This window comes from Pseudomonas alcaligenes (genome assembly GCF_041729615.1).
GTDB classification, from domain to species: Bacteria; Pseudomonadota; Gammaproteobacteria; order Pseudomonadales; family Pseudomonadaceae; genus Aquipseudomonas; species Aquipseudomonas alcaligenes_B.
This window is the reverse complement of sequence record NZ_CP154874.1, coordinates 2275209-2294247: the sequence shown is the minus strand read 5'-3', so window position 1 is coordinate 2294247 and position 19039 is coordinate 2275209. Positions and strand designations below refer to the sequence as shown.

General features: G+C 69.5%; 16 protein-coding genes. 10 read left to right on the top strand and 6 right to left on the bottom strand.

The window, feature by feature from the left end:
• Positions 1-40 precede the first annotated feature (40 nt).
• Positions 41-2827, top strand: coding sequence for a DNA polymerase I (gene polA / locus AAG092_RS11125; protein ID WP_373386720.1), 2787 nt, complete (start codon positions 41-43; stop codon positions 2825-2827).
• Positions 2828-3143: 316 nt separating this feature from the next.
• Here polA and yihA read toward each other — a convergent pair whose 3' ends face one another.
• Positions 3144-3794: a ribosome biogenesis GTP-binding protein YihA/YsxC gene (gene yihA / locus AAG092_RS11120; RefSeq protein WP_373386718.1), complete on the bottom strand. Its 651-nt coding sequence runs from the start codon at positions 3792-3794 to the stop codon at positions 3144-3146.
• 193 nt (positions 3795-3987) lie between these two features.
• Between yihA and AAG092_RS11115 the strand changes: the two genes are divergently transcribed.
• The 5 genes from AAG092_RS11115 (at position 3988) to AAG092_RS11095 (ending at position 8473) form a co-directional block, all read left to right on the top strand.
• Entirely contained in the window at positions 3988-4281 is a 294-nt protein-coding gene (locus tag AAG092_RS11115; RefSeq protein WP_373386716.1) for a cytochrome c5 family protein, read from the top strand.
• Between the two features lie 46 nt (positions 4282-4327).
• A complete protein-coding gene (locus AAG092_RS11110; RefSeq protein ID WP_373386715.1) occupies positions 4328-4945 on the top strand; it encodes a cytochrome c in 618 nt (205 codons plus the stop codon).
• Positions 4946-5091: 146 nt separating this feature from the next.
• Positions 5092-5754 (top strand): thiol:disulfide interchange protein DsbA/DsbL, encoded by a 663-nt coding sequence (locus tag AAG092_RS11105; protein ID WP_373386714.1) that lies wholly within the window; start codon positions 5092-5094, stop codon positions 5752-5754.
• A gap of 10 nt (positions 5755-5764) precedes the next feature.
• Positions 5765-6607 carry an endonuclease/exonuclease/phosphatase family protein gene (locus AAG092_RS11100; RefSeq protein ID WP_373386712.1) on the top strand — a complete coding sequence of 281 codons (843 nt, stop codon included), beginning with the start codon at positions 5765-5767 and terminating at the stop codon, positions 6605-6607.
• A 24-nt stretch (positions 6608-6631) separates the two neighbouring features.
• Entirely contained in the window at positions 6632-8473 is a 1842-nt protein-coding gene (locus tag AAG092_RS11095; protein WP_373386710.1) for a GGDEF domain-containing protein, read from the top strand.
• A gap of 31 nt (positions 8474-8504) precedes the next feature.
• Here AAG092_RS11095 and AAG092_RS11090 read toward each other — a convergent pair whose 3' ends face one another.
• Positions 8505-9926, bottom strand: a complete 1422-nt coding sequence (locus AAG092_RS11090) for a DASH family cryptochrome (protein WP_373386709.1) — start codon at positions 9924-9926, stop codon at positions 8505-8507.
• 159 nt (positions 9927-10085) lie between these two features.
• Here AAG092_RS11090 and AAG092_RS11085 point away from each other — a divergent pair, with 159 nt between their 5' ends.
• From AAG092_RS11085 to AAG092_RS11075, 3 genes are all read left to right on the top strand, one after another.
• On the top strand, positions 10086-10679 hold the full coding sequence (locus AAG092_RS11085) for a MarC family protein (protein ID WP_110680519.1): 594 nt from the start codon (positions 10086-10088) through the stop codon (positions 10677-10679).
• Positions 10680-10743: 64 nt separating this feature from the next.
• Complete coding sequence (locus AAG092_RS11080) at positions 10744-11520, top strand: N-acetylmuramoyl-L-alanine amidase (protein WP_373386707.1); 777 nt, start codon at positions 10744-10746, stop codon at positions 11518-11520.
• Between the two features lie 40 nt (positions 11521-11560).
• Complete coding sequence (locus AAG092_RS11075) at positions 11561-13147, top strand: EAL domain-containing protein (protein ID WP_373386706.1); 1587 nt, start codon at positions 11561-11563, stop codon at positions 13145-13147.
• A 1-nt stretch (position 13148) separates the two neighbouring features.
• On the opposite strand, the gene AAG092_RS11070 is transcribed toward AAG092_RS11075, so the two are convergent.
• The 3 genes from AAG092_RS11070 to AAG092_RS11060 form a co-directional block, all read right to left on the bottom strand.
• Complete coding sequence (locus tag AAG092_RS11070) at positions 13149-13556, bottom strand: DUF1330 domain-containing protein (protein WP_373386705.1); 408 nt, start codon at positions 13554-13556, stop codon at positions 13149-13151.
• Positions 13557-13620: 64 nt separating this feature from the next.
• On the bottom strand, positions 13621-15321 hold the full coding sequence (locus AAG092_RS11065; RefSeq protein WP_373386704.1) for a sulfatase-like hydrolase/transferase: 1701 nt from the start codon (positions 15319-15321) through the stop codon (positions 13621-13623).
• Positions 15322-15437: 116 nt separating this feature from the next.
• Positions 15438-16094 carry a DUF3313 domain-containing protein gene (locus AAG092_RS11060; protein WP_373386703.1) on the bottom strand — a complete coding sequence of 219 codons (657 nt, stop codon included), beginning with the start codon at positions 16092-16094 and terminating at the stop codon, positions 15438-15440.
• 130 nt (positions 16095-16224) lie between these two features.
• Here AAG092_RS11060 and AAG092_RS11055 point away from each other — a divergent pair, with 130 nt between their 5' ends.
• The gene (locus AAG092_RS11055) at positions 16225-17451 is read left to right on the top strand and encodes a nucleoside recognition domain-containing protein (protein ID WP_373386702.1); all 1227 of its coding nucleotides are present in this window, start codon (positions 16225-16227) and stop codon (positions 17449-17451) included.
• Between the two features lie 16 nt (positions 17452-17467).
• Here the strand turns inward: AAG092_RS11055 and norR are convergent, their stop codons facing one another.
• Positions 17468-19015 (bottom strand): nitric oxide reductase transcriptional regulator NorR, encoded by a 1548-nt coding sequence (gene norR / locus AAG092_RS11050; protein WP_373386701.1) that lies wholly within the window; start codon positions 19013-19015, stop codon positions 17468-17470.
• Between the last annotated feature and the right edge of the window lie 24 nt (positions 19016-19039).

Sequence of the window (19039 nt, the reverse complement as noted above, 5' to 3'; positions counted from 1 at the left end):
CATTCTAGCGCTCGCACCCGGCAAAAGGTTGATCCCAAGCATGTCCAATGCCCCTCTCGTTCTGGTCGACGGTTCCTCCTACCTGTACCGCGCCTTCCACGCCCTGCCGCCACTGGCCAACTCCAAAGGCCTGCAGACCGGTGCGGTGAAGGGCGTGCTGAACATGCTCAAGAGCCTGCGCAAGCAGTACCCGGACAGCCCCTTCGCGGTGGTGTTCGACGCCAAGGGCCCGACCTTCCGCGACCAGATGTTCGAGCACTACAAGGCGCACCGCCCGCCGATGCCCGAGGAGCTGCGCGGCCAGGTCGAGCCGCTGCACGCCGCCGTGCGCGCCCTCGGCTACCCGCTGCTGTGCGTGGAGGGCGTGGAGGCCGACGACGTGATCGGCACCCTGGCCCGGCAGACCGCGGCGCTCGGCCGCGACGTGGTGATCTCCACCGGCGACAAGGACATGGCCCAGCTGGTCTGCCCGCACGTCACCCTGGTCAACACCATGACTGGCAGCGTCTACGACATCGAGGGCGTGCGCGAGAAGTTCGGCGTCGGCCCCGAGCTGATCATCGACTACCTGGCCCTGATGGGCGACAAGGTGGACAACATCCCCGGCGTGCCGGGTGTCGGCGAGAAGACCGCGCTGGGCCTGCTGGTGGGCGTCGGCGGCGGCCTCGAGGTGCTCTACGCCAACCTCGACAAGGTCCCCGAGCTGCCGATCCGCGGCGCCAAGACCCTGCCGGCCAAGCTCGCCGAGCACAAGGACATGGCTTTCCTCTCCTACCAGCTGGCGACCATCAAGACCGACGTCGAGCTGGACGTCGGCGTCGACGATCTGCACCCCGGCGAGCCGGACCGCGCCGCGCTGGTCACCCTGTATACCGAACTGGAGTTCAAGGGCTGGCTCGACGAGCTGCAGCGCCAGCAGCCCAAGGCCCGTCCGGCCACGGTGGCGGCGCCGACCGGTGGCCTGTTCGATGCGCCCGAGCCTACTGCCGTTGCCGAGCAGCCGGCCAGCGAATCGCGCTACGAGACGGTGCTGGAGCAGGCCCGCTTCGACGCCTGGCTGAAGAAGCTGGAAGCCGCCGAGCTGATCGCCTTCGACACCGAGACCACCAGCCTCGACCCGCAGCAGGCCCAGGTGGTCGGCGTGTCCTTCGCCGTCGAGGCCGGCGAGGCCGCCTATGTGCCGCTAGCCCACTCCTACATGGGCGTGCCGGCGCAGCTGGATCGCGACGCGGTGCTGCGCGCGCTCAAGCCGATCCTGGAAGACCCGGCCAAGGCCAAGGTCGGCCAGCACGCCAAGTACGACATGAACGTGCTGGCCCACGCGACCACACCGATCGAGGTGCAGGGCGTGGCCTTCGACACCATGCTGGAATCCTACGTGCTGGACTCCACGGCGACCCGCCACGACATGGACAGCCTGGCCATGAAGTACCTGGAGCACAGCACCATCCGCTTCGAGGACATCGCCGGCAAGGGCGCCAAGCAGCTGACCTTCGACCAGATCGCCCTGGAGCAGGCCGGCCCCTACGCGGCGGAAGACGCCGACGTGACCCTGCGCCTGCACCAGTGCCTGTGGGCCAAACTGCAGGCCACGCCGAGCCTGGCCAAGGTACTCAAGGACATCGAGATGCCGCTGGTGCCGGTGCTGGCGCGTATCGAGCGCAACGGCGCGCTGGTCGATGCCAAGCTGCTCGGCCAGCAGAGCCTGGAGCTAGGCGAGCGCCTGGTGGCGCTGGAGCGCCAGGCCTACGATCTGGCCGGCCAGGAGTTCAATCTCGGCTCGCCCAAGCAGCTCGGCGCCATCCTCTACGACAAGCTCGGCCTGCCGGTGCTGAGCAAGACCGCCACCGGCCAGCCGTCCACCGCCGAGAACGTGCTGGCCGAACTGGCCGAACAGGACCACGCCCTGCCCAAGCTGCTGATGGAGTACCGCAGCCTGAGCAAGCTGAAGAGCACCTACACCGACAAGCTGCCGGAGCAGATCAACCCGCGCACCGGGCGCATCCACACCAGCTACCACCAGGCGGTGGCGGCCACCGGCCGGCTGTCTTCGACCGACCCGAACCTGCAGAACATCCCGATCCGCACCGCCGAGGGCCGGCGTATCCGCCAGGCCTTCGTCGCGCCCAAGGGCTACAAGCTGATGTCGGCGGACTACTCGCAGATCGAGCTGCGCATCATGGCCCACCTGGCCAAGGACGAGGGCCTGCTGGACGCCTTCCGCCACGACCGCGACGTGCACCGCGCGACCGCCGCCGAGGTGTTCGGCGTGCCGCTGGAGCAGGTCAGCTCCGACCAGCGCCGCAGCGCCAAGGCGATCAACTTCGGCCTGATCTACGGCATGAGCGCCTTCGGCCTGGCCAAGCAGATCGGCGTCGACCGCAAGCAGGCGCAGGCCTATATCGACACCTACTTTGCCCGCTACCCCGGCGTGCTCGCCTACATGGAGCGCACCCGCGAGCAGGCCAGCCAGCAGGGCTATGTCGAGACCCTGTTCGGCCGCCGCCTGTACCTGCCGGACATCCATGCGAAGAATCCGGCGCTGCGCAAGGGCGCCGAGCGCACGGCGATCAACGCGCCGATGCAGGGCACCGCGGCGGACATCATGAAGCGCGCGATGATCGCCGTGGACCAATGGCTGCCGCAGTCCGGGCTGGACGCCAAAGTCATACTGCAGGTGCACGACGAACTGGTCCTGGAGATTCGCGAGGATCAGGTCGGGGCGCTCAGGGCCGGCCTGCTGCCGCTGATGAGCGGCGCCGCCGAGCTGGACGTGCCGCTGGTGGTCGAGGCCGGGGTGGGCGACAACTGGGACGAGGCGCACTGAGGGGTTGCGGCATAAGGTCGCAGGTCTGTGTTGGTCGCTACTAAAGACAGGCCTGCTTATCGCAATGCGATTTAAAAAAATCTGAACTATTCGTCGTGGCGGGAGGTCAGAGATCGTGAATGGCAACGAAGCCCTTCGATGCTCCTAGCTGTGTTTTAGTGTTGGCAGATCTCTGAACCCCGCCCTAGCGGTTCAGAATTGAACCCCGGTCTTCTCCCTCCCCATACGAAGCCCGGGGTTTTTTTTGCCTGGCGAAAACCCATCGGGCCGTGCAAGTGAGCGCAGCCATCGCTCCGGACAATGGCTTGCCCGCGCTTCAGCCTTCCTCGCCGGCCTCTCCTTCGCCTTCGATCAGTCCCAGCCAGTGCGCCAGCACCAGCTGGGCTTCTTCCACGCCCTGGCGCTTGGGCGCCGAGAACAGCTGGATGCTGGCGACCTCGTCGCCCCAGCTCTTGCGGATCTCCTGGCGCACCTTGAGCAGGGCGTTCTTCGCCGCGCCGAAGGCCAGCTTGTCGGCCTTGGTCAGCAGGATGTGCAGCGGCATGCCGCTGGCCTTGGCCCAGTCCAGCATCATGCAGTCGAACTCGGTCAGCGGATGGCGGATGTCCATCAGCAGGATCAGGCCGCACAGGCTCTCGCGGCTGCCCAGGTAGGCTTCCAGGTGCTTCTGCCAGTGCTGCTTGAGCGGAATCGGCACCTTGGCATAGCCGTATCCCGGCAGGTCGACCAGGCGGCGTTCGTCGTCCAGGCGGAAGAAGTTGAGCAGCTGGGTGCGCCCGGGGGTCTTCGAGGTACGCGCCAGGCTGGCATGGGTCAGGGTGTTCAGCGCGCTCGACTTGCCGGCGTTGGAGCGACCGGCGAAGGCCACTTCCAGGCCCTGGTCGTCCGGGCACTGCTCGACCTTGGCCGCGCTGATCATGAAGCTGGCCTGCTGACACAGGCCGAGAATGGGGTTCTTGGATGACATGGGGAGTCCGTATGGGCGGGGAGCCGGAACGCGTGGCGGCGCCAGGGGGCGCGGCATGCTGTCGCTTCCGTTTCAGCGACGCCAGTATATAATGCCGCAGATTTTGTGTGCGCTTTGTCCTTCTGCCGGGAACGCGACATAACCCGCTGCGCGACTAGACGCAGGCCGTTCCCTCCCTGATCGAGGTTTGGCTATGAAGAAAGTGCTGGTCGTCAGTGCAGCATTGCTGTGGTTGTCGGGTGCCGCGCAGGCGGCGCAGGATCCGGAAGCGGTTTATGCCAAGGCCTGTGCGGCCTGCCACAATGGTCAGTTGCCGATCGCGCCCAAGCGGGGCGACAAGGCGGCCTGGGAGCCACGACTGGCCAAGGGCATGGATGCGCTGGTACAGAGCGTCACCAACGGTTTGAATGCCATGCCACCCCGTGGCCTGTGCATGGATTGCAGTGCCGAGGACTACCAGGCCGTCATCAAGGTGATGAGCGAGTAGCCCCGTAAGAAAACCTTATTACCTCTAGCCGTTATTGGATTAGCTGATGAACAAAGTACTCGTGAGTCTGCTGTTGAGCCTGGGCGTCTCCGTGGCCGCGCAAGCCGCCAACCCTATCGTGGGTGATGCCGAAGCCGGCAAGGCCAAGGTTGCCGTCTGTGGCGCCTGCCATGGCGCCGATGGCAACAGTGCCGCGCCGAACTTCCCGAAACTGGCTGGCCAGGGTGAGAAATACCTGCTCAAGCAGTTGCATGACGTGAAGTCCGGCAAGCGGCAGATCGTCGAGATGACGGGCATGCTGACCAACCTCAGCGACCAGGACCTGGCCGACATCGCCGCCTACTTCGCCAGCCAGAAGATGAGCGTCGGTGCCGCCGATCCCAAGCTGGTCGAGCGCGGCGAAGCGCTGTTCCGCGGCGGCAAGCTGGCCGAAGGCATGCCGGCCTGCACCGGTTGCCATTCCCCGGATGGCGCCGGCCTGGCCGCTGCCAGCTTCCCGAAACTGGGTGGCCAGCATGCCCAGTACGTGGCCAAGCAGCTGACCGATTTCCGCGAAGGCAACCGTACCAACGACGGCGACGCCATGATCATGCGTGCCATCGCCGCCAAGCTGAGCAACAAGGACATCGAAGCGCTGTCCAGCTACGTGCAGGGCCTGCACTGACCGGGCGCTGACAGGCGCAAACAAAAGGGTGGCCATGGCCACCCTTTTTCGTTGGTGCTGCCGCTACAATGCCGGAACCCGTCGTGGCGCCGCCGGTCGAATCGAACCGCGCGCCCCGCGCGGCCCCCATCGCCAAGGAGTTCTGCATGCGTAACCTGATTCTCAGCGCCGCCTTCGCCACCTTCAGCCTGCTCGGCGTCAGTGCCCAGGCCGAAAGCATCGAGGCCGGCCGCCAGTATGTCGAGCTGAAGCAGCAGGTACCGGTATCGCAGCCCGACAAGATCGAAGTGGTCGAGCTGTTCTGGTACGGCTGCCCGCACTGCTACCAGTTCGAGCCGACCCTCAACCCCTGGGTCGAGAAGCTGCCGGCCGACGTCAACTTCGTGCGCGTGCCGGCGCTGTTCGGCGGCATCTGGGACGTGCACGGCCAGCTGTTCATCACCCTGGAATCCATGGGCGTGGAGCAGCAAGTGCACGACGCCGTGTTCCGCGCCATCCACCAGGAGAAGCGCAAGCTGGCCGACCCGGAGGAAATGGCCGAGTTCCTCGCCGGTCAGGGCGTGGACAAGGACAAGTTCCTCAGCACCTTCAAATCCTTCGCGGTGAAGGGCCAGATGGCCAAGGCCAAGAAGCTGGCGATGTCCTACCAGATCACCGGCGTGCCGGTGCTGGTGGTCAACGGCAAGTACCGTTTCGACATCACCTCCTCCGGCGGTCCGCAGCAGGCCCTGCAGGTGGCCGACTTCCTGATCGACAAGGAGCGTGCCGCTTCCGGCAGCGCGACAGAGAAGGCGACGGTCGCCAACTGAGGCACCCGCCATGCTGCGCCGCTGGAGTTCCGGGCGAACCGCGGGCCTGCGCCAGGCGCAGGTCAACGGCCGCTGTGCGGACTCCGGCGGCCATGCCGAAGGCCGCCTGCGCCTGCTCAGCTTCAATATTCAGGTCGGCATCCGCACCGAACGCTACCACCACTACCTGACCCGCGGCTGGCAGCACCTGTTGCCGCATCCCGGGCGTGCCGGCAACCTGCAGCGCATCGGTGCGCTGCTCGGCGACTACGACCTGGTCGCCCTGCAGGAAGTCGACGGCGGCAGCCTGCGTTCCGGCTACGTCAACCAGGTCGAGCAGCTGGCCGAGCTGGGAGCCTTTCCCTACTGGTACCAGCAGCTCAACCGCAATCTCGGGCGCCTGGCGCAGCACAGCAACGGCGTGCTCAGCCGCCTGCAGCCGAGCCTGCTGGAGGACCATCCGTTGCCCGGCCCGCCCGGTCGAGGTGCCGTGCTGCTGCGCTTCGGCGAAGGCGCCGAGGCGCTGGCGGTGGTCAACATGCACCTGGCCCTCGGCGCCCGTACCCGCACCCGCCAACTCGCCTACATCCGCGAGCTGATCGGTGGCTATCGCCACGTGGTGCTGATGGGCGACATGAACACCCATGCCGTCGAGCTGCTGCAGCACTCGCCGCTGCGCGATCTCGGCCTGGTCGCGCCGCAGATCGACGCGACCTTCCCCAGCTGGCGGCCACAGCGCTGTCTAGACCACATCCTGCTGAGCTCCGAACTGGTGCTGGAGCGGGTCGCGGTGCTGAGCCAGCCGATCTCCGATCATCTGCCCGTGGCGGTGGAAATCCGCCTGCCGGGTGGCCTCAACCTGCCTATGCTGTAGTGGCTTTGCCACTGGATCGCCACCATGACCGATGAAGCCCAGCGCTGGAAAGCCAAGTACCTGCAGAGCCTGGAGCAGCAGGAGCTGCAGGAGCAGCGCTGGAACGAGCGCCTCGACCTGCTGCGCCGCGGCCTGGTGCGCAGCTCGCTGGCCGCCGAGGGCAGCGACAAGGCGGTCGACCAGTGCATGCAGGAGCTGCGCGAGCTCATCCGTGGCGAGCAGATGGACGCCGGCCTGTCCGCGCTGATTCCGCGCCTGGAAAAGGCCGTGCTGGACTCCGAGCAGCGCCGCCAGCAGCGCGTCGAGCAGAACATCGCCGGCCTCAACGGGCTGACCCAACAGCTGCTGGCCCTGGAGCCGCCGCGCGAGGTGCGCAAGGCGCTCAAGCAGTTCGCCAAGCGCATCGACGAGCGCGCCAGCCAGCCGCGCGAGCTGCCGGCCCTGCTGGCGGAGCTGAGCAGCCTGCAGGAGAAGGCCCTGGCCGTGCTGGGCAGCGAGCAGGCGGCGCGCCCCGGCCTGCTGCAACGCCTGTTCGGCAGCGGCCGCGACGAGGCGCCGGCCGCTGCCGAACAGGCGACCCTGGACCGCGCCGCGCTTGATGTGGACGAGGACGAGAGTCTTCCCCCGGCGCCAGTCGCCACGGCCGAGCCACCACCCCGGCCCGCCGCGGTCGCTGCCGAAGTCGCCCCGCCCGCGGCAGTCACCGCCCGCGTGGCGCCGGCTGCCGCGCCAGCCAGCCTGGACAGCCTGCCACTGGATGCGCGCATCCTGATCGGCGAGGGCAACCCCGAATTCTCCCTGCCCGAGCGCCCCGAGCCCGGCTACAGCGCGGTGGCGCCGCATGTGGCGGAGAGCCTGCTGGGACTGCTCGACGAGCTGGAGCTGCCACCCCATCACCAGCCCCAGGGCCAGGCCCTGCGCGAGCGGGTGCAGGGCGGGCTGAACTGGTACGAGCTGGTGCCGGTGCTGGACGACCTGGCCGTGCTGGTGCTGGCCGTCACCGACAGCGGCCAGCGCGAGTTCGCTGGCTACCTCAAGCAGCTCAACGAGCGCCTGGCCGCCTTCCTCGACACCCTCGGCCAGGCCCATGAGGGCTACAGCGAGTCGGTGGAGAGCGCGCGCAGCTTCAACCGCGAGCTGCGCGAGCAGGTCAGCGGCCTGCAGGCCAGCGTACAGGAGGCGGTCGACCTGGCCAGCCTCAAGCAGGCCCTGGAGCAGCGCCTGGACGGCCTGCTCGGCACGGTGGTCGAGCACCAGCGCCAGCGCGAGGGACGCGAGGAGGAAGTCGCCCGGCGCCTGCAGGCCCTGGCGCAGAAGGTCAGCGAGATGGAGCAGGAGGCCCAGGGCTTTCGCGAGCATATCGAGGAGCAGCGGCAGAAGGCCCTCACCGATCCGCTCACCGGCCTGGCCAACCGCGCCGGCTGGAGCGAGCGCCTGGAGCTGGAGGTGGCGCGCTGGAAGCGCTACGGCGGCGACCTGTTGCTGGCAGTGCTGGACATCGACCACTTCAAGCGGATCAACGACGGCTACGGCCACCTGGCCGGCGACAAGGTGCTGAAGATCATCGCCGGCGAGTTGGCCAGGCGCCTGCGCAAGACCGACTTTCTCGCCCGCTTCGGCGGCGAGGAGTTCGTCCTGCTGATTCCCAGCACGCCACCGGAGGGCGGACTGCAGCTGCTGGAGACGCTGCGCGACGCCATCGAGGCCTGCCCTTTCCACTTCCGCGGCGAGCCGGTGACCATCACCCTGTCCGCCGGGTTGACCGCCTTCGCCGCCGGTGAGAGCGCCGAGGTCGCGTTCGAGCGCGCCGACCAGGCGCTGTACCGGGCCAAGCGCGAGGGGCGCAACCGCATCGCACGGGCCTAGCGGCTAAGGCCGCCCAGTTGCGCCTGGCGACCTAGGCCGCGCTGGGCAGGTAGGGCTTCCAGTTGTCCGGGATGCGCTCCAGGCGTGGGTAGCCGAGGCTGTCCAGCTGCAGGTGCGGCAGCAGGAAGGGCGTATGTCGCAGGTGCTGTGGCACGCCGCGCAGCTCCGGCAGCCAGAGGCTGACATAGGTGGCGTCCGGATCGTACTGGCGGGCCTGGCGCAGGGCGTTGAACAGGCGCTGCTGGCGCGGGTCGTTGCCCACTCCGGCGAGGTAGGCCCAGTTGCCCCAGTTGCTGGCCGGGTCGTAGTCCAGCAGGTGCTCCTCGAACCAGGCGGCACCATGGCGCCAGTCCTGCTGCAGGTCGTTGACCAGGTAACTGGCCACCACCTGGCGGCCGCGGTTGGACATGAAGCCGGTGCTTGCCAGCTCGCGCATGCAGGCATCTACCAGCGGCATGCCGGTGCGCCCCTGGCACCAGCTGTCGAAGCGCTCGTCCAGTCGCAGGGGGCCGGCAGGCGAGGCCTTCAGGCCGCCGGCACGGAACAGGGCAGCGCCGTGGCGGACCAGGGTCCAGCGGAAGAAGTCGCGCCAGAGCAGTTCCAGCCACAGCGCCTGGGTTGATTCGTTGCGCCCGTACTGCGACTCGTGGCGGCGCAGCTCTGCTACCACGCGCCGCGCCGAGAGGCTGCCGTTGGCCAACCAGGCCGAGAGCTTGGACGAGTACTCGCTGCCGATCATGCCGTTGCGCGTCTCCTTGTAGCGGCGCACACCCTGGCTCAGCCACAGGTAGTCGCGCAGCCGCGCCTGCGCAGCCGGCTCACCGCCGGAGAAGGGGAAAGCGCTGTTGGGTACCACCAGCGGCTCGCCCAGGCCCAGCTGGGACAGGCTGGGCAGGCTGGTGAAGTAGGCGTGGGCGTTGTCCGGCAGGGCCGGCAGGCGCGCCGGTGCCGGGCGCGGCTGGAATACCGGCTGGCGCTGCTCGACCTGCTCGCGGAAGCGGCTGAATACCAGCGGCAGCTCCTGCACCGGGCAAGGCAGCTCCTCGATGCGCAGCAGGTGGTTGGCCGGCAGTTCGCGCAGGCTGGCGGCCCCCAGGCGGGCGCGCAGGGTGGCGAGCTGGGCGCGTTCTTCGGGGGCGATTTCCCCCAGCGTCAGTACCTCGTCGATGTCCAGCTGCTCGGCCAGGCGCGCCACCAGCTGCGCCGGATCGCCCTGCAGCACCAGCAGCCCGGAGCCGCGCTGGCGCAGCTCGCCATCCAGGGCCGCCAGGCTCTCCAGCAGGAAGCGCGCACGGTGCACGCCCAGGCGGCGGTTGCCGTAGGCGCAGGGGCGCAGCAGCGCCGGGTCGAAGACGTACAGCGGCAGCAGCCGGTCGGCGTCCAGGGCGGCCTGCACGGCCGGGTGATCGTCGAGACGCAGATCCTGTTTGAACCACAACAGCACTCGGCGCATGGCAAAGATCCTCGGGGTCAACCTGCACTTAAGAGTATGCCGCCCTGGCTGCAGCGGACGGCCGTTTGTCCTGTCGTCCGTCTCCGGGTGGCGAAACGCGATGCCGGGACGCCAGCGGCGGCGCCGGATAAACTGTAGGCATTCCCCAAGGAGCCTCGCATGGAAATCTTCGGCATCGCCGTCCTGGTGTTTCTGGTCACCGATCCCTTCGGCAACATCGCCATCTACCTCGCCGCTCTGAAGAACGTCGCCCCCGAGCGGCGCATGCGCGTGGCCCTGCGCGAGCTGCTGCTGGCCCTGGCGCTGCTGATGCTGTTCCTCAGCTTCGGCGACAAGATCCTCAGCGGCCTGGGCCTGTCGCGTGAGTCCACCGCCATTGCCGGCGGCATCATCCTCTTCGTCATCGCCATGCGCCTGATCTTCCCGCGTCCCGAGGGCGTGCTGGGCGACCTGCCGGACGGCGAGCCGCTGCTGGTGCCGCTGGCCACCCCGGCGGTGGCCGGACCCTCGGCGCTGGCCGTGCTGATGACCCTGCGCAGCACCCACGACGGCCCGCTGTGGGAGCTGTACCTGGCGGTCGGCCTGGCCTGGCTGGCCACCGCCAGCATCCTGCTGCAGGCCTCCTGGCTGCAGAAGTTCCTCGGCCAGCGCGGCCTCACCGCGGTGGAGCGGCTGACCGGCATGCTGCTGATCATGCTCAGCGTCGACATGCTGCTGGACAACCTGCAGAGCGTCTTCCACATCGCCCCCTGAGGCGGTTCGCGACACGGCTGCAGCGGGGTTACACTGCGCCTCCGATCCGCCGTGTCCCGAACCCATGAGATTCGCCGCCCTTCTCCTTTCCACCCTGTTGCTCGCCGGCTGCGCCGGCGGCCCGCGCATCGACGACAGCTTCAGCTCCCGCGGGCAGAGCAGCCGGGTGCAGTACATCGTGCTGCACTACACCTCCACCGACCTGCAACACTCCCTGGCCCTGCTCACCCAGGGCGAGGTCAGCGCCCACTACCTGATCGCCGACGGCTCGGCCAGGGTCTACCGCCTGGTCGACGAGAACCGCCGAGCCTGGCATGCCGGGGAAAGCGAGTGGCAGGGGCGGACCTGGCTGAACGCCAGCACCATCGGCATCGAGCTGGTCAACCAGGGCTATTACGACGGCCCCGCCGGGCGCTACTGGCAACCCTACGGCGAGGCGCAGATCCAGGCGCTGATCACCCTGCTGCAGGACCTGGTCAAGCGCCATGACCTGCCGATCGACAGCATCATCGGCCACAGCGACATCGCCCCGCAGCGCAAGGTCGACCCGGGCCCGCTGTTCCCCTGGCAGCGCCTGGCCGAAGCCGGGCTGATCCGCTGGCCGCAGGCCGCCGCGGTGGCCCGCGAGCGGGCCCGCTTCGCCACCGCCCTGCCGGATATCGCCTGGTTCCAGCGCCAGCTCGAGCAGCTCGGCTACCCGACGCCGCAGAGCGGCGAACTGGACCAGGCCACGCGCAACGTGCTGGCGGCATTCCAGATGAAGTACCGCCCGGCGCGCTACGACGGCGAGCCGGATGCCGAGAGCGCGGCCATTCTGCAGGTGCTCAACCAGTCGTCCTGAGTGGGCTATACCTGAGGGACCCCAGTCTGGAGTCCGGCCCATGTCGCCCCGGTTGCCGCGGCTGCGCCGCGCCCTGTTCCGCCCCTGGCCGGCGGCCCTGCTGGTCGGCCTGCTCGCCGCCCTGCTGTTTGGTGCGCTGGGGCTGTGGCTGGCCAACCGCCAGGCCCAGCAGGCCGAGAGCGAACGCCTGCAGGCCCAGGGCCAGCGCTTTCTGCAACGCATCGAGCAGGTCTTCGGCCAGCTCGGCGATGCCCTCGACGAACTGGAACAGCAGCCCCTGCGCGGCTGCGACCTGGCCATGGTGGAGACCCTGCGGCGGGTGGTGTTCCAGCACCGCTTCGTCTACGAGGCGGCCTTCATCGGTGGCGACCAGCGCTGCTCCTCCTCGCCGCGGCGCAGCTCCCTGGGCCCGGAGCGCCCGCCGGATATCGAAGGACGGCGGCAGCGCTACTGGCTGAACACCTCGACGCAACCCGATGACGACCTGGCCGCCCTGGTGGTGGGGCGCGGCTATTTCCGCCTGTCCACCTCCCGTGGCCACCTCGCCGACATGGTCGAGCTACCCGCCGGCGGCAGCCTGCTGATCGTGGCGCGGGCCAGTGACCGGGCCCTGCCGGTGCTGGGCGCGGCCCAGGACTGGCCACCAGCCGGCGGCTGGCCGGCGGACGAGCCCCTGCTGCTCAGCGCCCGCCAGCTGATCTATCGCATGCCCACGCGCAGCCCGGACTTCGATCTGGTGCTGTTCGCCGACCGCAGCGCCCTGCAGCAGCGCCTGCGCCAGGGGCTGCTGGGCTGGCTGCCGGTGGCGGTGCTGCTGGCCCTGCTGGCGGCCGTGCTGACCTTCTACCAGGTGCGCTATCGCCAGTCCCTCGGCGGCTCGCTGCCGGCCGCCCTGCGCCGCCGCGCGCTGCGCGTGCGCTACCAGCCGATCTTCGACCTGGCCAGCCGCCGCTGCGTCGGCGCCGAGGCCCTGGTGCGCTGGCGTCGCGCCGACGGCAAGCTGCTCGGCCCCGACCACTTCATCCCCATGGCCGAGAGCAGCGGGCAGATCCGCGAGATCACCGACTACGTGCTGGAGCAGGTGCTGACCCAGCTCGGCGATTTCCTGCGCGCGCACCCGGGCCTGTACGTGTCGATCAACCTGGCCGCCTGCGACGTCGCCGAGCCGCGCATCGGCGAGCTGGCCAGCCGCCTGCTGCTGCAATACCGGGTCGGCGCCGGGCAGATCGCCTTCGAGGTCACCGAGTCCGGCCTGGCCGACATCCAGGCGGCCAAGGGCGTGCTGGCGCAGCTGCGCGAGAACGGCCACCGGGTGCTGATCGACGACTTCGGCACCGGCTATTCCAGCCTGGCCTACCTGCAGGAGCTGCCGGCCGACGTGCTGAAGATCGACAAGTCGTTCGTCGATGCCCTCGGCCACGACGCCGCCAGCAGCGGGGTGGCGCCGCACATCATCCGCATGGCCCACGAGCTGAGCCTGAAGGTGGTGGCCGAGGGAATCGAGCACGAGGCCCAGGCCCTGTTCCTCGCCGAGCAGGGCGCCCACTGCGGGCAGGGCTGGCTGTTCGCCAAGCCGCTGACCGCCCGCCAGTTTCGCCACCTGGTGGAGCGTCAGCGGGGCGCCTGAGTCAACCCGGCGGCAGGCAGCCGATCAGCCGCGAATCGGCCAGGGCCGCCGTGCGGTGGACGGTGGCGGCGTGGTATTCGGGATCGGCGAGCATGCCGAGGAAGGCCGCCTTGGACGGATAGCGCACCAGCAGCAGCTCGTCCCACTGTTCGCCCGCGGGGGCGATCAGCGCCACCTGCGCGGCCGCCAGCAGCTCGACCCTGCCGCCCACGCCCTGCACCTTGGCCAGAGCCGTGCGGCTGTAGCGCCGATAGGCCTCGCGTCCGCTGCAGGGGGCGTGCTCGCTGTCGGCCGGGTAGTCGGCCGCCTCGCGATAGCGCAGCAGGTTGAGCATCAGGATCGGTGCATCGTCCGGCATCTGCTCGGCAAAGGCGGCCAACTGTTCGCGACTGGGGTTGAGGCTGGGCATGGCAGACTCCTGATCGGTTTGCTGCCCAGCCTCCGCTACCGGCGGGGTCGATCGCAAGCGCCATTCAGGGCGTGGATGGCGCCTCCCCCAGATCCCGCAGCCAGCGGCTGAGCAGGCGCGGCTCGTCGAACACCAGGCCCGCGGGCGTTTCCCGTACGCGCTGGATCATGTTGTCGCCGAACAGCTGCTTGCCCTGCACGAAGTGCTCGCCGGCGACCCGGTTGGGATTCTCCACCCGCTGGCCGAGGCGCTCGGCCAGCCACAGCCCGGCCTCGTGGTGGCTGATCCACTGCTCCTGGCGCAGCGACTCCAGCGCCGTCTCCGGCGCTTCGCGCGCCAGCACCATCACCGGCACCTCGGCGACCTGCGGCAGCAGGTCGTTGTGGCCCCAGCGCCCGCCTTCGCCCAGCAGCTGGCCGTGGTCGCCGGTGATCAGCAGGTAGCGCTCGCCCTGCAGCTGGTCGAAGCGGGCGATGACCTCGGCGAGCACGTCATCCAGGTAGCCGATGGCGTTGTCGTAGGCGTTGCGCTGGCGTTCCTCGCGCGGCAGCGCCGGGTCGACCGGCCAGCTCGGCAGCGGCTCGTTGTGCTGGTCGTAGTTCTCCTCATAAGGCAGGTGCGCGGTGCGCAGGTTGATCACCGCGAAATTGCGCTCGCCCCAGCGCTGCTCGCCGAGCAGGTCGACCAGGGCGTGGTCGTGGCGCTTGAGGAACAGCAGCGGGTGGTCCTCGCGGGTGATGCTGACGTCCAGGTGGCGGCTGCCCAGGTGGCTGAGCAGCTTGGATTCCTGGGCCGACAGCCAGTGGGTGCGGAAGCCGCTGGCGCGGGCCAGGGCGAACAGGTTGTGCGGCTGCTGGCGCAGCAGCTCGGGCTGGCCGGGTTCGCGGATCAGGTTGAGCAGCATCGGCAGGCTGACCGCCGTGGCCACCCCGGAGGCGATGCCCGGTCGCGCCAGCAGCGCACCCTCGGCGTGCAGGCGGCTGAGGGTCGGGGTGGTGTCGCGCGTGTGGCCGAACAGGCCGAGGCGGTCGGTGCGCAGCGAGTCGGCCACCACCACCCAGACGTGCTTGGCGCCGCTGGCCACCGGGGTGACCCGGTAGGGCACGAACGGCGCCCTGGGCAGCGCCTCGGCCGGGCGGAAGGCCAGGCGCACACCATAGAAGGCGAAGGCATTGAAGCTGTTGTGCAGGCCGCTGCGGGTCGGCCCTGGGAGGAAGGAGCTGTAGTCGCGGTAGGTGGCGCGCCAGGGCTTGGCCGCCAGCACCAGGACGATGATCAGCAGGGCCCAGCGACTCTGCGGCAGACGCAGGCGCCGCGGCAGCCACAGGTGCAGGGCCAGCAGCAGGCCGTAGGGCAGCAGCACCGTGGGCAGCACGTGCCAGTGGTCGGCGAAGCTGGCCCAGCCGGTCTCGCGCACCTCGGCAAAGTCGGCGAACAGGCTGACGATGTCCGGCGCCGCCAGCGGCTCGCCGAAGAACGACACATGGCTGAGCTGGATCAGCTGCATGCCGGCCAGCAGCACCAGCAGGCTCGCCACCAGGCGCGGCATGCCGCACAGCCACAGGCCCAGGGCGAACAGCCAGACCACCACCACGAAGCGCGCTTCGAGCTCGGCCTGGTTGGCGCTGGTGAAGAGTTGCTGGATGAAGTCGTCGGCCATCAGCAGGCCGGCGCTCAGGGTGCTCAGCAGGAGCAGGCGCGGCAGGGCGAGGGACCAGGGCAGGCGATGGGAGGACGTATCGGGAGCCAGGGCGGCAAGCGACATGGGGTACTACTCGATAGTGGCGGATCGCCAACAGAGTGCTCCACCTTGCGCCGGGTTCCCGCCCGGCTTGTTACCGGAGTTTGCCGCGCGGGCCCGCCGCCCGCGCGGCGCACCGGTCAGGGCTGGAAGGCGCGGGCGTCGCGGGCCCAGACGTCCAGCGCCGGCTTGAGGGTGTTCAGCGACAGCTGTTCGCTGTCGTTCTCCAGCTCCAGGCCGTGGCCCTTGCGTACCACCCGCACCATCGGCTGACTGGTGCGCGCGTCCAGCGCCTCCAGCTCGACGTAGATCTCGGTGTTCTTGTCGCGGGTGCCGGCGGCGGTGTTGGCGGCGGCCAGCACCAGGGCGATGGGGATCACCTCGTAGGGCTTGAGGCCTTCGGTGGAGACGCTGACCGCGGTGATCGCGCTGCGCAGCACCAGGCTGTCCGCATTGGGCTGGTCGACCACGGTCATGCGGCTCTGCAGCTCGCGGCGCATGGACTGGTGCAGGTAATTGGCGACCTGGTCGAGGGTGGCCTGGCTGACCTGGGCGCTGGGGGTCGGCGCGGGATAGAACACCGGCTTCTCGATGTAAACCGAGCCGTAGTTGCTCGCCTTGTAGTCCGGCGAAACCCAGCGCAGCACCGGCGCGCCGCTGGCCGAGGTGGCCGGCTGTAGCTGCGAGTAGTCGCCGAGGAAGCCGGAATACTGCGAGGGCTGGGTGGTCTTGCTGGCGCAGCCGGCCAGCAGCAGGCCGGCGGCGAGGCCGAGGGACAGCATCAGGGTGGATTTCATCCTTGCACTCCTAAGGGATTGATAAACGCTTTAACTCTAGACGCTTATCCCAGGCTGGCAGGTACGCCTTGCAGTTTGGTGAAGCGCCTGGCGCCGGCTATCATCGCCGCCATCGTTCGGGGGACTGACCATGCTCAACGGCCTGTGGCTGGGATTCTTCGTGGTGGCCGCGCTGGCCGCCACGCTGCGTTGGATCGGCGGCGACGTCACGGTATGGGCGGCCATGGTCGAGAGCCTGTTCGCCATGGCCAAGGTCTCGGTCGAGCTGATGGTGGTGCTGTTCGGCACCCTGACCCTGTGGCTGGGCTTTCTGCGCATCGCCGAGAAGGCCGGGCTGGTCGATCTGCTCGGCCGTGCCCTCGGCCCGCTGTTCGCCCGGCTGATGCCGGAGGTGCCGCGCGGCCACCCGGCGCTCGGCCTGATCACCCTCAACTTCGCCGCCAACGGCCTGGGCCTGGACAACGCCGCCACGCCCATCGGCCTCAGGGCGATGAAGGCGCTGCAGGAGCTCAACCCCAGTGCCACGGTGGCGAGCAACGCGCAGATCCTATTCCTGGTGCTCAACGCCTCGTCGCTGACCCTGCTGCCGGTGTCGATCTTCATGTACCGCGTGCAGCAGGGCGCCGAGGACCCGACCCTGGTGTTCCTGCCGATCCTGCTGGCCACCAGCGCCTCGACCCTGGCCGGCCTGCTGTCGGTGGCGCTGATGCAGCGCCTGCGCCTGTGGGACCCGGTGGTGCTGGCCTACCTGATTCCCGGCGCCTTGTTGCTGGGCGCTTTCATGGCGCTGCTGGCGGGCCTCAGCGCGGTGGCGCTGAAGGAGCTGTCGTCGCTGCTCGGCAACCTGACCCTGTTCGGCCTGATCTTCCTCTTCGTGCTGGTCGGCTGGCTGCGCAAGGTGCCGGTCTATGAAACCTTCGTCGACGGCGCCAAGGAAGGCTTCGACGTGGCCAAGAGCCTGCTGCCGTACCTGGTCGCCATGCTCTGCGCCATCGGCGTGCTGCGCGCCTCCGGCGCCCTCGACTTCGGCCTGGACGGTATCCGTACGCTGATCGAGTGGGCCGGCTGGGACACCCGCTTCGTCGACGCCCTGCCCACCGCGCTGGTCAAGCCGTTCTCCGGCAGCGCGGCGCGCGCCATGCTGATCGAGACCATGCAGACCCACGGCGTGGACAGCTTCCCGGCGCTGGTGGCGGCGACCATCCAGGGCAGCACCGAGACCACCTTCTACGTGCTGGCCGTGTACTTCGGCGCGGTCGGCATCCAGCGTGCCCGGCATGCGGTGGGCTGTGCGCTGGTGGCCGACCTGGCCGGGGTGCTGGCGGCCATCGGCGTGTGCTACTGGTTCTTCGGCTGAGCGGGACTCACCCGCTCTACTTCAAGCCCAGGCGCACGGCCAGGCGGTGCAGGTTGGCGCGGTCCAGGCCCAGTTCGCGGGCGGCGGCTGCCCAGTTGTCGGCATTGCGCCTGAGCGCCGCCTGGATCAGCTGGCGCTGGTAGGCCTCCAGCGCCGGGCGCAGCGGCTGCGCGGCGCTTTCCGCCACGGCTGGCGCCGGCGCCTGCTGGATCGGTGCGGCCGGCGCCAGGTCGAGGTCCTGGGCCTCCAGGCTGAGGATGCGCGGGCGCTGCGCCTGGCGCGCCAGGGCCTTGAGCGCGGCGCGGCCGAGCAGGTGCTCCAGCTCGCGCACGTTGCCCGGCCAGGTGTGCGCCAGCAGCGCCGCCTGGGCCTCCGGGCTCAGGCGCAGGCCGCGCAGGTGCAGGCGCGCGCGGTTCTGTTCGAGGAAGTGCCCGGCCAGCAGCAGCACGTCGCGGCCGCGCTCGCGCAGCGGCGGCACCAGCAGCGGGTAGACGCTCAGGCGGTGGTAGAGGTCGGCGCGGAAGCGCCCGGCGCGCACCTCCTCGGCCAGGTCGCGGTTGCTGGCGGCGAGGATGCGCACGTCCACCCGGTGCTCGCGGTCCGAGCCCAGGCGCTGCAGCTGGCCGCTCTGCAGCACGCGCAGCAGCTTGGCCTGCACCGCCAGGGGCAGCTCGCCGACCTCGTCGAGGAACAGGGTGCCGCCGTCGGCCAGCTCGAACTTGCCGCTGCGCTCGCCGCTGGCGCCGGTGAAGGCGCCGCGCACATGGCCGAACAGCTCGCTCTCCACCAGCTGGTCCGGCAGCGCCGCGCAGTTCAGGCTGATCAGCGGCCGGCCGGCGCGCAGCGAGCGGGCGTGGATGGCCTGCGCCACCAGCTCCTTGCCGACCCCGGTCTCGCCGCCGATCAGCACGGTCAGGTCGCTGCCGGCCACCGTGTCGATCTCCGCCTGCAGGCGCCTGTGCGCGGCGCTCTGGCCGATCAGCTCGGCGCGCCCGGCCTGGCCGGCCACCTCGCGGAAGCGTTCGGCCAGCTGCTGCTCGGCCGCCGCGCGCTGGGCCAGGCCGAGCAGGCGCTGGTTGGCCTTGACCGAGGCGGCGGCCAGGCGGGCGAAGGCCTCCAGGTTGTCCAGGTCGCTCTGCGCGAAGCTGCCGGGCTGCAGGCTGTCGAGGGTGATCAGGCCCCAGGGGCGGTCGTCGATGAACAGTGGGCAGCCCAGGCAGTCGTGCACTTCGAGGTGGCCGACGTGCTGCTCGACCAGGCCGTCGTAGGGGTCGGGCAGGCCGCTGTCGGCGGCGAAGCGGGTCGGCTCGCGGCGTGCCAGCAGGGCCTGGAAGCGCGGGTGCTCGGCCACCACGAAGCGCCGGCCGAGGGTGTCCGCGCTGAGGCCGTCGACCGCCAGCGGGATCAGCTGCTCGCCGTCCAGGCGCAGCAGGGCGGTGGCGTCGCTCGGGATCAGCGCGCGCAGGGCGGCCAGCAGGCGCCGGTAACGCTCCTCCTCGGCCAGCTCGCGGCTGAGATCGTCGACCAGCGGCAGCAGCGCCGACAGCAGCGGATGGGTTGTCATCAAGACTCCTGGTTGTTCATCGGA

Coding starts and splice junctions, on each gene's coding strand:
- polA (WP_373386720.1), top strand. CDS start 41: ATGTCCAATGCCCCTCTCGTTCTGGTCGACGGTTCCTCCTACCTGTAC.
- yihA (WP_373386718.1), bottom strand. CDS start 3,794: ATGTCATCCAAGAACCCCATTCTCGGCCTGTGTCAGCAGGCCAGCTTC.
- AAG092_RS11115 (WP_373386716.1), top strand. CDS start 3,988: ATGAAGAAAGTGCTGGTCGTCAGTGCAGCATTGCTGTGGTTGTCGGGT.
- AAG092_RS11110 (WP_373386715.1), top strand. CDS start 4,328: ATGAACAAAGTACTCGTGAGTCTGCTGTTGAGCCTGGGCGTCTCCGTG.
- AAG092_RS11105 (WP_373386714.1), top strand. CDS start 5,092: ATGCGTAACCTGATTCTCAGCGCCGCCTTCGCCACCTTCAGCCTGCTC.
- AAG092_RS11100 (WP_373386712.1), top strand. CDS start 5,765: ATGCTGCGCCGCTGGAGTTCCGGGCGAACCGCGGGCCTGCGCCAGGCG.
- AAG092_RS11095 (WP_373386710.1), top strand. CDS start 6,632: ATGACCGATGAAGCCCAGCGCTGGAAAGCCAAGTACCTGCAGAGCCTG.
- AAG092_RS11090 (WP_373386709.1), bottom strand. CDS start 9,926: ATGCGCCGAGTGCTGTTGTGGTTCAAACAGGATCTGCGTCTCGACGAT.
- AAG092_RS11085 (WP_110680519.1), top strand. CDS start 10,086: ATGGAAATCTTCGGCATCGCCGTCCTGGTGTTTCTGGTCACCGATCCC.
- AAG092_RS11080 (WP_373386707.1), top strand. CDS start 10,744: ATGAGATTCGCCGCCCTTCTCCTTTCCACCCTGTTGCTCGCCGGCTGC.
- AAG092_RS11075 (WP_373386706.1), top strand. CDS start 11,561: ATGTCGCCCCGGTTGCCGCGGCTGCGCCGCGCCCTGTTCCGCCCCTGG.
- AAG092_RS11070 (WP_373386705.1), bottom strand. CDS start 13,556: ATGCCCAGCCTCAACCCCAGTCGCGAACAGTTGGCCGCCTTTGCCGAG.
- AAG092_RS11065 (WP_373386704.1), bottom strand. CDS start 15,321: ATGTCGCTTGCCGCCCTGGCTCCCGATACGTCCTCCCATCGCCTGCCC.
- AAG092_RS11060 (WP_373386703.1), bottom strand. CDS start 16,094: ATGAAATCCACCCTGATGCTGTCCCTCGGCCTCGCCGCCGGCCTGCTG.
- AAG092_RS11055 (WP_373386702.1), top strand. CDS start 16,225: ATGCTCAACGGCCTGTGGCTGGGATTCTTCGTGGTGGCCGCGCTGGCC.
- norR (WP_373386701.1), bottom strand. CDS start 19,015: ATGACAACCCATCCGCTGCTGTCGGCGCTGCTGCCGCTGGTCGACGAT.